We start from the raw sequence: 12,670 nt of genomic DNA, 5'->3' as shown, positions 1-12,670 counted from the left end.
TTTTTTACACGCGAAGCTCAGGATCACTGCGTCAGGGCAGCAAGTATGCTCTCGGGCTCTCCATGCTGGGCCAGCACCTCCCGCAGTCGATTGAATGCCTTGCAGGCCTCTTGCGGATACTTGCCGTAAGAGACGACGCCGGTGTGGCTCCAGCCGGCCGCCAGCATCACTTTCTTCTTGAAACTGGTTCCTTCAGTTCCCCCTCCTCCAAGCTGCATCAGAAACTGCTCCATCTGCAGGTGGGGGGGCGGTACACGGGAGAAGGTGGTGAAATCTTCCGCTTTGACTTCATCGAAATGCATGACAGCTCCTGTGAAATTGGAATGGGCCTGATCTTCAGGTTAGTTGCAAAACAGGCAAAGGAGCTGAAAGTTTGGTGAGGGGGGATTCAGATATGCAGACTGAGGGACTGGGTCGAGGCCGGGCTGACAGCCTGTTGATAGTGGCCCGCGATAACGCGGTTGCGCTTGTCCATATAGGCACTCAGCACACCGCCCGATTTCGCGCTCTGCTCGGCCATCAGCTCTTTGCGTGCCTTGGCTTCACTGGCGGCAGCGCTGCGTGCAACGGCCAAGTCCTGCGCGGAAGGCTCGGCAGGCGCCAGCGCAGCAGCGCGGATCTGCTGCATCTTGGCGATGGTAGCGGCAGGGTCACCGGGTACGACACTGGTATCGATCTGGACTTCGCCACCCGTAGCATAACGCTTGCCATCCGGCCCTTGCGTAAACTGATAGGTGGGCGAGCTGGCGTACTCTCCACCCGCAGACTGGTGCGCCTGCTCGTGAGTGCGCACCTCCTTGTCACGCTCGACAAGATCCTGAACCTGCTGCTCTTGCCGCTGTTGCTGCTCCTGCTGTTTGGGATCTTGCTGCTTGCGCTGCCCATCCTCACCGGTTGCCTCGACAAAGCGATTGTCTGGCAGTGTCGTCGGCACTAATTGCCCGGTTTCACGGCTGTTCTGGGAGGTCTGATTGCTGGAGGCCTGAGCGGCTTTGGATTTCTCTTTTTGGGAGCCGACTTCGGATTCGGCAACGGAGGCTTGACCCGCTCGGGCCTGCGGGATCAGTTCTGCCCGGCGATTATCCGTCCTTGCCGCTTCCACCTGGGGTTGCAGCTGTGTCGGGATAAGGGGAGGCAGACTGACATTGATGTTCATCTCACACCCGGATGTCGATCAGGGTTCCCATCATATCGCTGGCAGTCTGCACTACCTTGGCGGAAGCGCCAGCCTGTTGCTCGGCCACCTTGAGATTGACAAGCTCATCGGTCACTTGCACCTGATCCCCGCTGGGGGTGTTGAGGCGGGCGATCTGATTGGATGCCTTGTCGGCAATCTGCTCGGCTCGCTGAAATCCCTGAACCCCGCTGTTGAAAGCAGAATCAATACGCATGGTGTTACTCCTCTGGTCACAGCTTAATTATCCGCCAGACCAGAGGATTAATGAAGCTTGCAGGCTGTTTTTTAGCCAACAAAATCTCGAACGATTTCAATGAATTCGTCAGGGTGGGAGATAAAAGGTGCGTGTGAGGCCTTATTGAGGGTCACGCTGCGGCTGGCATGGTAGAGATCATCCAGCAGGGGAATGGCCGCCTTGGGCACCAATGAATCCAGTCGGCCATAGATCCGCAACCAGGGCAGATCCAGCTCCCGCAGCGGTTCGCGCAGATCAATCTCGGCCAACAGCGTCAGTCCGGCCTCGAGTGCGGCAAACTCGGGCGCCGGCCGCTCGGCCAGCCAGTGGCGCAACTGACGGATATCGTCCCGGGCATGTTCGCTGCCCATGGCCTGGATCGCCAGAAAGCGCTCTATGGTCTGGCGAAAATCCCCCGCCAGCATCTGGTTGAAGCTGGTCAGTACCTTGGGGGCGATCCCCGGCCACTCATCACGGGCCATGAAACAGGGGGAGCTGGCCACCGTGATCAGGGAGTGCAGCCGATCGGGATACGTCAGCGCCAACTGGCTTGCCACCAGACCGCCGAGCGACCAGCCAAGCAGATGGCACTTCTGCGGCAAGATGGCGGCCACCTGCTCGGCAAGCCAGGGCAGGCTGTAATCCACCTCGTCTGCCAGCGGGCTGTTGCCAAAGCCGGGCAAATCCACCAGATGAACCCGATAGTGGGACGACAACTGTTGGGCAACACCATGCCAAACCGCACCGTTCATCCCCCACCCGTGCAACAGCACCAGATCGGGCCCCTGGCCAAACTGCTCTACCGATATGCTCATCTAGACTCAAGATCCCTGTTCATGCTCTTGGGGTCAGCATGTTAAAGCGACTGCTCGCTAAAGCAAGCCCGCTGCTCGGCAGCCACGGTGACTGGCAAGGGAGTTGCCTGCTCTGCCATCAGCCTTGCGACAACGCTCCCCTGCTCTGCAGCTGGTGTCGGCAGGCGCTGCACCAGTCACAGCCAAGATGCCGCCTCTGCGCCGCACCGCTGGCTGACTATATAGAAGAGAGCATACCGGTCTGTGGTCGCTGCCAGCGCAGACCTCCCCCCTGGGAGCGGTTGCAGGTGATCGGCGACTACCAGGCTCCCTACCCCATGCTGATCCCCCGGCTTAAATATTCCGGCCAGATCCTGCTGGCGCCGCTACTGGCACGCCTCTTGGCCGATCATCTGGATGGCCGCGAGCCGCCGGAGGCGATCATTCCAGTTCCCCTGCACTGGTGGCGGCAGTGGCGGCGCGGGTTCAATCAGGCGGAGGAGATCGCGCAAGCCCTTGGCGAGTTCACCGACATTCCCTGCGACAACACTCTGTTGCAGCGCATCAAGGCGACCCCACAACAAACAACCCTGAGCGCCGGGCAGCGGCGGCGCAATCTGCGCGGGGCATTCCGGATCCGCTCCCACCAATACCATCATGTCGCCCTGCTCGATGACGTCGTGACCACAGGCGCCACCGCCGGTCAGCTCAGCCGTTTGCTCCATGAGAGCGGCATCACAAAGGTAGAAGTGTGGGCAATCTGTCGTACCCTGCGGCACAGCAAGTAGCCATCGGCATGCTACCCAAGTATTAATAACCGCGTTATCATGAATACCCTAGTCGTACACTCAGGTTTATGAGGATAGTGATGATCAGCATTTCCGACGCCGCCCAGGCCCATTTCCGTAAACTGCTGGAAAAACAGCCTGATGGCACCAATATCCGGGTGTTTGTGGTCAATCCGGGAACCCAGAATGCCGAGTGTGGCGTATCGTATTGCCCGCCCGATGCCGTGGACCCGGAAGATCAACACCTGCCCTTCAGCGGCTTTGACTGCATGGTCGATCCCCTGAGCGCCCCCTTCCTGGTGGATGCCACCATCGACTTCGTGACCGATCAGATGGGCTCCCAGCTCACCCTGAAAGCACCGAACGCCAAGATGCGTAAAGTGGCCGACGACGCGCCGCTGATCGAGCGCATCGAGTACGTGTTGATGTCCGAAGTGAACCCCATGCTGGCCGGTCACGGTGGCAAGGTCACCCTGGTCGAGCTGACTGAAGACAAACTGGCCATCCTGCAGTTTGGCGGTGGTTGCAACGGTTGCTCCATGGTCGATTACACCCTGAAAGAGGGGATCGAGAAGCAGCTGCTGGAGAAGTTCCCGGGTGAGCTCAACGGTGTGAAAGATGCCACCGAGCACCAGCGCGGCGACCACTCTTACTACTGATTTGCAGCCCTTGCAGCAAAGAAAAGGCCCCGCCATCTGGCGGGGCCTTTTGCATGGGCAATCGGCAGATTACTCGTCCTTCTTGTCTCGCGACAGCAGGGCGATGGCCGCCTCTTTCGGGTTCTTACCCTCGTAGAGCACCTTGAAGATCTGCTCGCAGATGGGCATCTCGACGCCACAGCGGGCCGCCAGCAGATGCACCTCTTTGGTGTTGCGATACCCCTCCACCACCTGACCGATCTCGGTCATGGCGGTGTTCACATCCTTGCCAGCCCCGAGGGCCAGCCCGAAGCGACGGTTGCGCGACTGGTTGTCGGTACATGTGAGCACCAGATCCCCGAGCCCCGCCATCCCCATAAAGGTTTTGGCATCGGCACCCAGCGCCGCACCCAGACGCTGCATCTCCACCAGACCCCGGGTGATGAGCGCGGTTCTGGCATTGGCGCCAAACCCGAGCCCGTCGGAGAGGCCGGCACCGATGGCGATGACGTTCTTCACCGCCCCACCCAGCTGCAGACCGACGAAATCCGGATTGGTATAGACCCGGAACGAGCGGCCACAGTGCAGCAGGTGGGAGAGATCGTCGGCGAACTCGTCGTGAGTCGAGGCGACCGAGATGGCGGTCGGCAGACCGGCAGCCAGCTCCTTGGCGAAGGTGGGGCCGGAGATGACCGCCAGCGGTATCTCGTCACCCAGCACTTCGCGGGCCACATCCTGCAGCAGACGGCCACTGTCCGGCTCCAGACCCTTGGTGGCCCAGGCGATACGGGTATCGGGGCGCAGGAAGGGTTTGATCCGGGTCAGCACATCGCCAAATACATGGCTCGGCACGACCAGCAGCAGCACGGGGGCAGCTTGTACCGCACGTTGCAGATCCGCAGTCAGCTGCAGATCGGCAGGAAAAGGAACATCAGGCAAAAATGCCTTGTTGCAGCGGTCTTGTTCCAGCTCGGCGACATGAGCGGGGTCGTGACCCCACAGCAGGGTCGGATGACCGTTGCGCGCCAGAGAAATGGCAAGGGCGGAGCCATAAGACCCCGCCCCCAAGACCGAGATAGCGATCTGGTCAGCCATTATCAGGCTTCCGCAGTCGCCTGCTGGGCCTGTGCTTGCGCCATGTGCTGGGCAAACAGGGCATCGAAGTTGACCGGTGCCAGGTTCAACTGCGGGAAGGAACCCTTGCTCACCATGTTGGCCACGGCTTCGCGGGCATACGGGAACAGGATGTTCGGGCAGAAGGCAGCCAGGCAGTGAGCCAGTTGCGGCTCCGGCAGGTTACCGATGGTGAAGATACCGGCTTGCTGTACTTCGCACAGGAAGGCGGTTTCGGTTTCCAGTTTGCAAGTTACGGTCAGGGTCAGGACAACCTCGTACACGTTCTCAGCCAGGATGTTGGTCTTGGTATCCATATCCAGCTTGACGTCCGGCTGCCACTCTTTCTGGAAGATGTGCGGGGTGTTCGGCGCTTCGAAAGAGACATCCTTGGTGTAAACACGCTGGATGTGGAATTCCGGTTGTACTTCCTGGTTGTTGATCTCGTCAGCCATTTCGTTTGATTCCTTGTTATATGGATAAGTGGGCTCAGGCCCTGCTTAAATCAGCGTTTCTTGGTTACCGGCAGATTTTCTGCACGCCATTGGGCCATGCCACCGCCGAGCACATAAACCTGCTTGAAGCCAGCTTTGCTCAGCTGACGGCCCGCGCCGCCCGCAGTCATTCCCGACTCGCACACCACTATGATGGGGGCATCTTTATGCTTTTCAACCGGGCCCAGATTATTGCTCTGGATCTGGGTCAGCGGCAGGTGCTGGGCACCGGCCAGATGGCCCTTGGCGTACTCTTCCTGACTGCGAATATCCACCACGGTGGCATTCTCGCGGTTGATCAGCAGGGTCGCGGTGTGATTGTTGACGGTTTTTACCGGAGACAAACGGGCACGCACAGTGGTGTAAACCAGGGTGCCAGCCAGACCCAACCAGGCTGCGGTCAGCAGCGGGTTGCGGGCCGCAAAATCCAAATACTCTTGCATCTTCTACTATCCAGGGACCAAGACAAGGGCCCGAGTATACATGGGGGTATTGATAAGATCAGCCATCTTGGCGGCAAAGCGCGAGCAGGCTCCCATCATCATTGGGCTGCGAGCATGGCAGGAAGGGCATGGCTTGCGGGGCCGCGGGAGCGCCCCTTGGCTATCAGGTGACTATTTCGGCAGATGTAGTAATATTACGCTAGTTTCATTTCCCGCATTTTTTCCAATCCGAGAGGACATAGTCTTATGTCAACAGCTAAGAAACCTTTGGTTCTGGTCATCATGGACGGTTGGGGCTACAGCACCAAGCAAGAGCACAACGCCGTCGCTGCCGCCAAGACTCCCAACCTCGATCGTCTGGCCCGTGACTACACCAGCACCCTGATCTCCGGCTCCGGTCTGGATGTCGGTCTGCCGGATGGCCAGATGGGCAACTCTGAAGTAGGCCACGTCAACATCGGTGCCGGTCGCATCGTCTATCAGGAGCTGACCCGCATCTCCAAAGACATCCAGGATGGCGAATTCTTCCAGAACGTCGAGCTGGCCAAGGCTGTTGACGCTGCCGTGACCAACGGCAAAGCAGTTCACATCATGGGCCTGATGTCTCCGGGTGGCGTACACAGCCACGAAGAGCACATCATGGGCATGATCGAAATGGCTGCCAAGCGTGGCGCAGAGAAGATCTACCTGCACGCCTTCCTGGATGGCCGCGACGTTCCGCCGCGCTCCGCCCAGTCCTCCATCGAGCTGTTCGATGCCCTGTTCGCCAAGCTGGGCAAGGGTCGTTTCGCCTCCATGATCGGCCGTTACTTCGCCATGGACCGTGACAACCGCTGGGATCGCGTGCAGCAAGCCTATGACCTGATGACCCAGGGCAAGGGCGAGTTCACCGCCGAGAGCGCCACCGAAGCACTGGCTGCCGCTTATGCTCGCGACGAGAACGACGAGTTCGTCAAAGCCACCCGCATCGGCGAAGCTGCCCCGATGGAAGATGGCGATGCGCTGATTTTCATGAACTTCCGTGCCGACCGTGCCCGTGAAATCACCCGCGCCTTCGTTGACACCGACTTCACCGGCTTCGCCCGTGCAGTCGAGCCGAAGCTGAACTTCGTGATGCTGACCGAATACGCGGCCGACATCAAAACCGCCTGTGCCTACCCGCCGACCGCTCTGGTCAACACCCTGGGTGAGTGGCTGGCCAAGCAGGGCAAGACCCAGCTGCGCATCTCCGAAACCGAGAAGTATGCTCACGTCACCTTCTTCTTCAACGGTGGCGAAGAGTCCTGCTTCACCGGCGAAGATCGCGAGATCGTGGCCAGCCCGAAAGTTGCAACTTATGACCTGCAGCCGGAGATGAGCTCCGAAGAGCTGACCGACAAGCTGGTTGCGGCCATCAAGAGCGGCAAGTACGACGTCATCATCTGTAACTACCCGAATGGCGACATGGTTGGTCACACCGGTGTGTTCGATGCCGCCGTCAAAGCGTGTGAAGCCGTTGACCACTGCATCGGTCGCGTCACCGACGCCCTGGCCGAAGTGGGTGGCGAGTGCCTGATCACTGCCGACCACGGCAACGCCGAGAAGATGCTGGACGAAGAGACTGGTCAGGCCCACACCGCCCACACCAATCTGCCGGTTCCGCTCATCTATTTCGGTCGCAAAGCCGAGGTAGTTGAAGGTGGCAAACTGTCCGATCTGGCCCCCACCATGCTGACCCTGATGGGTCTGCCGGTGCCGCCGGAAATGACTGGCAAGCCCCTGATGATTCTGAAATAATCCTTCCCCATGCGGGGATGCGAAGTTATTTCACAGAAAACCAGTCGCGTCGGCCTGTTGGCCGGCGCGCTGTTTTTTTGCCTGTCGTTTGGCGCCAGCAAACCGGCTTTGGCCGCCAATCAGCAGCTGGGCACCATGCAGTCCCAGATCAAAGAGCAACAGAAGACCATCAAGCTCAGCAAGCAGGAGCTTGCCAAGCTCAATACCCAGCTCAAGGCTGACGAGCAGGCCATCTCGGCCGCCGCCGCCAAACTCAACCAGACCAGGCAGCAGTTGAAGCAGAACCAGCAGACGCTGGCGACCCTGCAAAAAGACAAGCTGGCGCTGGAAGTTCAAGCCAAACATCAGAAGCAGTTGCTGGCCAAACAGGCGGAGAGCGCCTTTCAAGCGGGCAACCACGACTACCTCAAACTGCTGCTCAATCAGCAGGATCCGGCCAAACTGAGCCGCTCACTCGACTACTACGACTACCTCAACAAGGCCCGCACCGAGGCCATCGACGCCCTGCGCGCCACCCGCGACAAGCTGGCGAAAAACCAGCAGGCAACCAAAGAGACCGAAACCAGACTGCAGACCCTGCTTGCCGAACAGCAGGAGCATCACCAGACCCTGCTGGCCAGCCAGCAGAGCCGGGCCAAGGTGCGCAACCAGTTGCAGCAGTCGGTACAGGATGACGAGCAGAAGCTCACCAAGCTGGTCAAGGCGGAGAAAGCGCTGAAAGCCCGGCTGGAAGAGCTGCGTCGCAAGCGGGAAGAGCAGGAGCGCCGTGAACGGGCCGAGCGCGAACGGCTGGCCAAGCTGAAAGCGGAGCAGGAGCGTCAGCGCAAGCTGGCCGAACAGCGCCGCGCCGAGCAACAACGACTCGCCGCCCAGCAGAATAAAACCGTCAAACCGGCAGAACCTGCCGAAGAGGTGGCCAGCAGCAAACCGGAGCGCGGCTCGGGCATCAGCAGTGCCGGTCACTATAGCGGCCTCAAGACCAATGGCAGCCTGCGCTGGCCGGTGCAGGGACCGATCCTCATCTCTTATGGCTCGCCCCGTACCGCCCAGCTCAAGTGGAAAGGCACCCTGATCGGCGCCAGCGAAGGAACCCAGGTCAAGGCGGTTGCACCGGGACAAGTGGTCTACGCCGACTGGCTCGACGGCTTCGGTATGCTGCTGGTGATCGACCACGGTAAAGGCTATATGAGCCTCTACGGTCATAATCAGTCGCTGCTGCGTCAGGTTGGCCAGAACGTGGAACAGGGTGAACCGGTGGCGCTGGTCGGTGACAGTGGCGGTCAGGACAGACCGGGCCTCTACTTCGAAATTCGCTATCAGGGCGAGGCGATCAACCCGACCAAATGGCTGGCCAAGGGTTGAGTCAACCCGGCCGACAAACGCATCACACGCTCACTAGCAAAAGCCTGCATCACGCAGGCTTTTGTCATTTCAGAAGCATCGCCCCTCAATGTCGCACCCATTTGATGAAAAATTACCTAATTTTTCGCTCGGCTCAGGGGAAGACAACCAGACCGATCTGCTCCAGCAATACCTGCTGCTGATCCTCGTTAATTTGCACCCCTTGCAGATCGACCCGCCGCAGATCCAGCCCCGGCAGATCGCACTGGCGCAGATCGCAGCCCTGCAGCTTGAAGCTGGTCCAGTCGATCTGGCCAAACTCGGAGCCGCTGAGATCGGAACCCGCCAGCGAGGCACCAAACAGGTTGGCTCCCAGCCAGCGGTTGCCGGTCAGCTCGCACTTCTCCAGCAGACAACCCTCGAAGCTGGCATAGCTGAAGTTGTTGCCGGTCAGATGGGCCTCGCAGAAGTAGCTTTTGACGGTGATCTGGTTGGCGAAGCTGGCATGGCCGAAGTTGATACCGACCGCCTGACAGTCGCGCAGCTCCAACCCCAGACACTGGCTGCGGCTGCAATCGGCCATGGTGAGATCACAGCGCAGGAAGCTGGCCTCGCGCAGATCGCAACCCTGCAACAGGCAGCCCCGTTCACTCTCCCGATCGTAGAAGCTGCAGTCGATGAAGCGGCTATCGCTCAAATCCAGCCAGGAGAAGTTGCAGCCGATAAAGCGGCACTCCGAGAACTGCTCCCCCTCCACATCCTGTTGCTCGAACCGGACATCCACGAACTGCTTGCCTCTGATCATCGGAAAACTCCTGCAAAAACGGCTTCATATGCTGACTTTATCCGCCAAAAACGGTAATGTTACATGTAACATCCACGCTGGACACCCCTATGAGCCCCACCCGCAAGCGCCGCCCCACCCTGCAAGATATCGCCGACCAGACCGGCGTGACCAAAATGACTGTCAGCCGCTATCTGCGCGACCCGCAGACCGTAGCGGAGGGGACCCGCGAGCGGATCGCAGCTGTAGTGGAAGAGCTGGGTTATATCCCCAATCGGGCGCCGGATATTCTCTCCAACGCGACCAGCAAGGCGATCGGCATCCTGATCCCCTCCCTCTCCAACCAGGTATTCTCGGCGGTGATCCACGGCATCGAGTCGGTGACCCGACCGGCCGGTTACCAGACCCTGCTGGCCCACTACGGCTATAGTCCGGAGCGGGAGGAGGAGCAGGTCGCGTCCCTGCTCTCCTATCACGTGGATGGGCTGATCCTCTCCGACAGCCAGCACACCGAACGCACCCGCAAAATGATCGCCACCGCCGGCATTCCGGTGGTGGAGACCATGGACCTGCCGCAAACCCCCATCGACATGGTGGTCGGCATGGATCATAGAGCCGCGGCCCGGGCCATGGTAACAGAGATGCTGCGCCGGGGCCGACGCAAGGTGGTCTATCTGGGGGCGCGGCTCGACGTGCGCACCCAGCTGCGGATGGAGGGTTACTATCAGGCGATGACCGACTTCGGCCTCACCGGCCAGCATCTGCTGACCGAACAATCCTCCAGCTTCACTCTGGGGGGCGAGCTGCTGGATCAGGCGCTGGTACGCTATCCCGACCTCGACGGCCTGTTCTGCACCAACGATGACCTGGCGGTGGGCGCCCTGTTGCAGTGTCAGGCCAAGTGGATCCCGGTGCCCCAGCAGATCGCCATCGCCGGTTGCAACGCTCTCGATATCGGCCACGCCATGACCCCCAAGCTGGCCAGTATCGCCACCCCGCGGGAAGCGATCGGTCGGGAGGCGGCCACCATGCTGCTGGCTCGTCTCAGCGGCCAATCCCAACCCGACACCCGCAAGGATATCGGCTTCTCCCTCTATGTCGGGGAGAGTCTGGGCTAACCCCCCAGCCATCATGGCGTGTTTACCCGCAATGATGGCGCATACTGCAACCTCTTATCACCATCCTCTGCTCTATGCTGGCCCGGCATTACAGCCACATTTCAGGAGCAGAAAATGAACAACACCGAACGATTGCGAGCCTGCCTGCAGCGCGTTGTCTGCGATCCTCGTTTTACCCTGGCCGAGCTCGACCAGTGGTTCACCCCGGACTACTGCCAGCAGGTGAATGGCGAGCAGCTCGACTACATTGCCTTTTGCCAGCACATTGTGGCGCTGAGAGCTCATCTGGCCGAAGCCACTATCGAGTTCGTCGCCACAATCGCGCAAGGGGACAGGGTGCACTCGACCCATGTGGTGCGATCTACCCGCCACGATGGCGCCCCGCTGGTCTGCAAGGTGAGCGGTCTCTTCACCTTTCGCGACGGCAAGATCTGCCAGACCGACGAGGTGACCTGCCTGCTGAGCGGCAGCAAGCAGGATGCCGACATAGGTTCACGACGCTGAGCCACGCCGGGCGAAGCGCTGGAGCGCGCGGGAGAAGGCGGCGGGATCTTCGTAACCGAGCAGGTCGGCAATCTGCACCGATGTGAACCCCTGATACTGCAACTGACGGGCCCGCCCCATCACCACCTGCTCGCGCCACTGGCGGAAGGTACAACCCAGCTGCTGGAGGAAAAGCCGGTTGAGGGTGCGCAACGAAGCGCCGCAATCCATGGCCAGCTCGGCAAGCGTGGTGTTGATGGAGGGTGCCTGACAGAAACGCTCCAGCACCCGCAGCAGGCGCGGGTCGAGGTTGGCCGCCAGCGCAGGCTGGGCCGCTTGCGGGGCAGCTCGCGCCAACTCGTGGCCAATCACCGTTAGATAGGCCTCCCGCTCGGCCCCCTCCTCCAAATCGATCAGGCGGGCAAAAAGCCCTGCCAGCAGCGGCGTTACCTGCCGCAGACCAAAAGGGGCTGATGCGGACGAATCGGTATAGATAAGCGACAGGCGAGAGTGGCGCAGCACGCGAAACTCGTGCTCCCAGCCCGCCGGAAAAAAGCAGAGCTGGCCGGCAACCAGCAGCTCGCTGGCAGCACCGCCGGTGATAACGCCGCCACCTTCTTGCATGTAGCAATACTGGGCCTGCGGATGGCAGTGCAGCGGAGTGAAGTGCCCTTGCGGGCAGGAGCGATGGAGAAAGGACATATCGGCCAGCCGGATAAGAAACCGACCACGACCATAAGGGAGCAGACGGCACCCTGTAAATGGCTTTTCCGCCGTCAGAATGGCCAAAAGAAGCAGGCCACCCGAGGGTGGCCTGTTTGGTTTTCTGCACAACTGATGCTTAGCGTTTAACCAGTTCAACCGCTTCGCGGGAGAGGCGGGTTACCTCTTCCCAGTTGCCGCTCTTGACCGCATCGGCCGGCAGCATCCAGGAGCCGCCGACGGTGGCCACGCACTTGAGTGCCAGATAGTCGGCCACGTTTTTCGGGCCGATACCGCCGGTCGGGCAGAACTTCACCTGGGGCAGCGGCGCGGCAATGGCGGAGAGCGCCTTGGTGCCGCCGTTCGCTTCGGCCGGGAAGAACTTCAGGTGGTCATAGCCCGCTTCCAGCGCCTGCATCACTTCAGACGGAGTTGCCACACCCGGGATCAGCGGCGCGGTGCTCTTGGCCGCGTGGGCCAGCAGGGCCGGGGTCATCCCCGGGGAGATGACGAAGCGGGCACCGGCGGCAACGGCTGCGTCAAACTGCGCGCAGTTGAGCACGGTACCGGCACCGACCATGGCATCCGGCATCGCCTTGGCGATGAGGGCGATGGCATCAAGCGCCACCGGGGTGCGCAGGGTGATTTCGAAGACAGAGATGCCGCCGTCGAGCAGCGCCTTGGCCATCGGCAGGGCCTGATCCAGCTCGTTGATAACCATCACGGGTACCAGCGGGGAGGCGGCAAACACCTCGGCCGGGGTCACTTTCCAGTTCTGCATAGC

Annotated in this window: 16 protein-coding genes; 6 read left to right on the top strand and 10 right to left on the bottom strand. The window is 60.6% G+C overall.

Annotated elements, in window-relative coordinates; genetic code table 11:
• Positions 1 to 23: 23 nt before the first annotated feature.
• From VF684_RS11825 to bioH, 4 genes are all read right to left on the bottom strand, one after another.
• Positions 24 to 302 carry a hypothetical protein gene (locus VF684_RS11825; protein ID WP_005355353.1) on the bottom strand — a complete coding sequence of 93 codons (279 nt, stop codon included), beginning with the start codon at positions 300 to 302 and terminating at the stop codon, positions 24 to 26.
• A gap of 86 nt (positions 303 to 388) precedes the next feature.
• Positions 389 to 1,156 carry a putative metalloprotease CJM1_0395 family protein gene (locus VF684_RS11820; protein WP_139440672.1) on the bottom strand — a complete coding sequence of 256 codons (768 nt, stop codon included), beginning with the start codon at positions 1,154 to 1,156 and terminating at the stop codon, positions 389 to 391.
• Position 1,157: 1 nt separating this feature from the next.
• Positions 1,158 to 1,391 (bottom strand): flagellar basal body rod C-terminal domain-containing protein, encoded by a 234-nt coding sequence (locus tag VF684_RS11815; RefSeq protein ID WP_005340632.1) that lies wholly within the window; start codon positions 1,389 to 1,391, stop codon positions 1,158 to 1,160.
• Between the two features lie 71 nt (positions 1,392 to 1,462).
• Complete coding sequence (gene bioH, locus VF684_RS11810; protein WP_201998621.1) at positions 1,463 to 2,227, bottom strand: pimeloyl-ACP methyl ester esterase BioH; 765 nt, start codon at positions 2,225 to 2,227, stop codon at positions 1,463 to 1,465.
• Between the two features lie 38 nt (positions 2,228 to 2,265).
• On the opposite strand from bioH, the gene VF684_RS11805 reads away from it, so the two are divergent.
• Together VF684_RS11805 and nfuA are read left to right on the top strand one after the other, a co-directional pair.
• Complete coding sequence (locus VF684_RS11805) at positions 2,266 to 2,994, top strand: ComF family protein (protein WP_139440670.1); 729 nt, start codon at positions 2,266 to 2,268, stop codon at positions 2,992 to 2,994.
• Positions 2,995 to 3,074: 80 nt separating this feature from the next.
• The gene (nfuA, locus tag VF684_RS11800) at positions 3,075 to 3,653 is read left to right on the top strand and encodes a Fe-S biogenesis protein NfuA (protein WP_005340636.1); all 579 of its coding nucleotides are present in this window, start codon (positions 3,075 to 3,077) and stop codon (positions 3,651 to 3,653) included.
• A 69-nt stretch (positions 3,654 to 3,722) separates the two neighbouring features.
• Here the strand turns inward: nfuA and gpsA are convergent, their stop codons facing one another.
• The 3 genes from gpsA to VF684_RS11785 are packed head-to-tail and all read right to left on the bottom strand — an operon-like array spanning position 3,723 to position 5,682.
• Complete coding sequence (gene gpsA / locus VF684_RS11795) at positions 3,723 to 4,727, bottom strand: NAD(P)H-dependent glycerol-3-phosphate dehydrogenase (protein WP_005356865.1); 1,005 nt, start codon at positions 4,725 to 4,727, stop codon at positions 3,723 to 3,725.
• Positions 4,728 to 4,729: 2 nt separating this feature from the next.
• A complete protein-coding gene (gene secB, locus VF684_RS11790) occupies positions 4,730 to 5,200 on the bottom strand; it encodes a protein-export chaperone SecB (RefSeq protein WP_005340639.1) in 471 nt (156 codons plus the stop codon).
• A gap of 50 nt (positions 5,201 to 5,250) precedes the next feature.
• On the bottom strand, positions 5,251 to 5,682 hold the full coding sequence (locus VF684_RS11785) for a rhodanese-like domain-containing protein (RefSeq protein WP_005340640.1): 432 nt from the start codon (positions 5,680 to 5,682) through the stop codon (positions 5,251 to 5,253).
• Between the two features lie 246 nt (positions 5,683 to 5,928).
• Between VF684_RS11785 and gpmM the strand changes: the two genes are divergently transcribed.
• Entirely contained in the window at positions 5,929 to 7,458 is a 1,530-nt protein-coding gene (gpmM, locus tag VF684_RS11780) for a 2,3-bisphosphoglycerate-independent phosphoglycerate mutase (RefSeq protein ID WP_005356867.1), read from the top strand.
• A gap of 9 nt (positions 7,459 to 7,467) precedes the next feature.
• Positions 7,468 to 8,820 (top strand): murein hydrolase activator EnvC, encoded by a 1,353-nt coding sequence (envC, locus tag VF684_RS11775; protein ID WP_440174254.1) that lies wholly within the window; start codon positions 7,468 to 7,470, stop codon positions 8,818 to 8,820.
• Between the two features lie 133 nt (positions 8,821 to 8,953).
• Here the strand turns inward: envC and VF684_RS11770 are convergent, their stop codons facing one another.
• Positions 8,954 to 9,604 carry a Qnr family pentapeptide repeat protein gene (locus VF684_RS11770; RefSeq protein ID WP_128834461.1) on the bottom strand — a complete coding sequence of 217 codons (651 nt, stop codon included), beginning with the start codon at positions 9,602 to 9,604 and terminating at the stop codon, positions 8,954 to 8,956.
• A gap of 89 nt (positions 9,605 to 9,693) precedes the next feature.
• Here VF684_RS11770 and VF684_RS11765 point away from each other — a divergent pair, with 89 nt between their 5' ends.
• Together VF684_RS11765 and VF684_RS11760 are read left to right on the top strand one after the other, a co-directional pair.
• Complete coding sequence (locus VF684_RS11765) at positions 9,694 to 10,701, top strand: substrate-binding domain-containing protein (protein WP_043821541.1); 1,008 nt, start codon at positions 9,694 to 9,696, stop codon at positions 10,699 to 10,701.
• A 114-nt stretch (positions 10,702 to 10,815) separates the two neighbouring features.
• Positions 10,816 to 11,205, top strand: a complete 390-nt coding sequence (locus tag VF684_RS11760; RefSeq protein WP_139440667.1) for a nuclear transport factor 2 family protein — start codon at positions 10,816 to 10,818, stop codon at positions 11,203 to 11,205.
• Here VF684_RS11760 and VF684_RS11755 read toward each other — a convergent pair.
• Together VF684_RS11755 and VF684_RS11750 are read right to left on the bottom strand one after the other, a co-directional pair.
• Positions 11,194 to 11,886 (bottom strand): helix-turn-helix domain-containing protein, encoded by a 693-nt coding sequence (locus VF684_RS11755; RefSeq protein WP_139440666.1) that lies wholly within the window; start codon positions 11,884 to 11,886, stop codon positions 11,194 to 11,196. The two genes, VF684_RS11760 and VF684_RS11755, sit on opposite strands and share 12 nt — an antisense overlap.
• A gap of 139 nt (positions 11,887 to 12,025) precedes the next feature.
• Entirely contained in the window at positions 12,026 to 12,667 is a 642-nt protein-coding gene (locus tag VF684_RS11750) for a bifunctional 4-hydroxy-2-oxoglutarate aldolase/2-dehydro-3-deoxy-phosphogluconate aldolase (RefSeq protein ID WP_033115605.1), read from the bottom strand.
• Positions 12,668 to 12,670 lie beyond the last annotated feature (3 nt).

Source organism: Aeromonas sp. Lyrl_2 (assembly GCF_051948815.1).
Classification (GTDB): Bacteria; Pseudomonadota; Gammaproteobacteria; order Enterobacterales; family Aeromonadaceae; genus Aeromonas; species Aeromonas veronii.
This window is presented reverse-complemented; position numbering and strand designations above follow the sequence as displayed.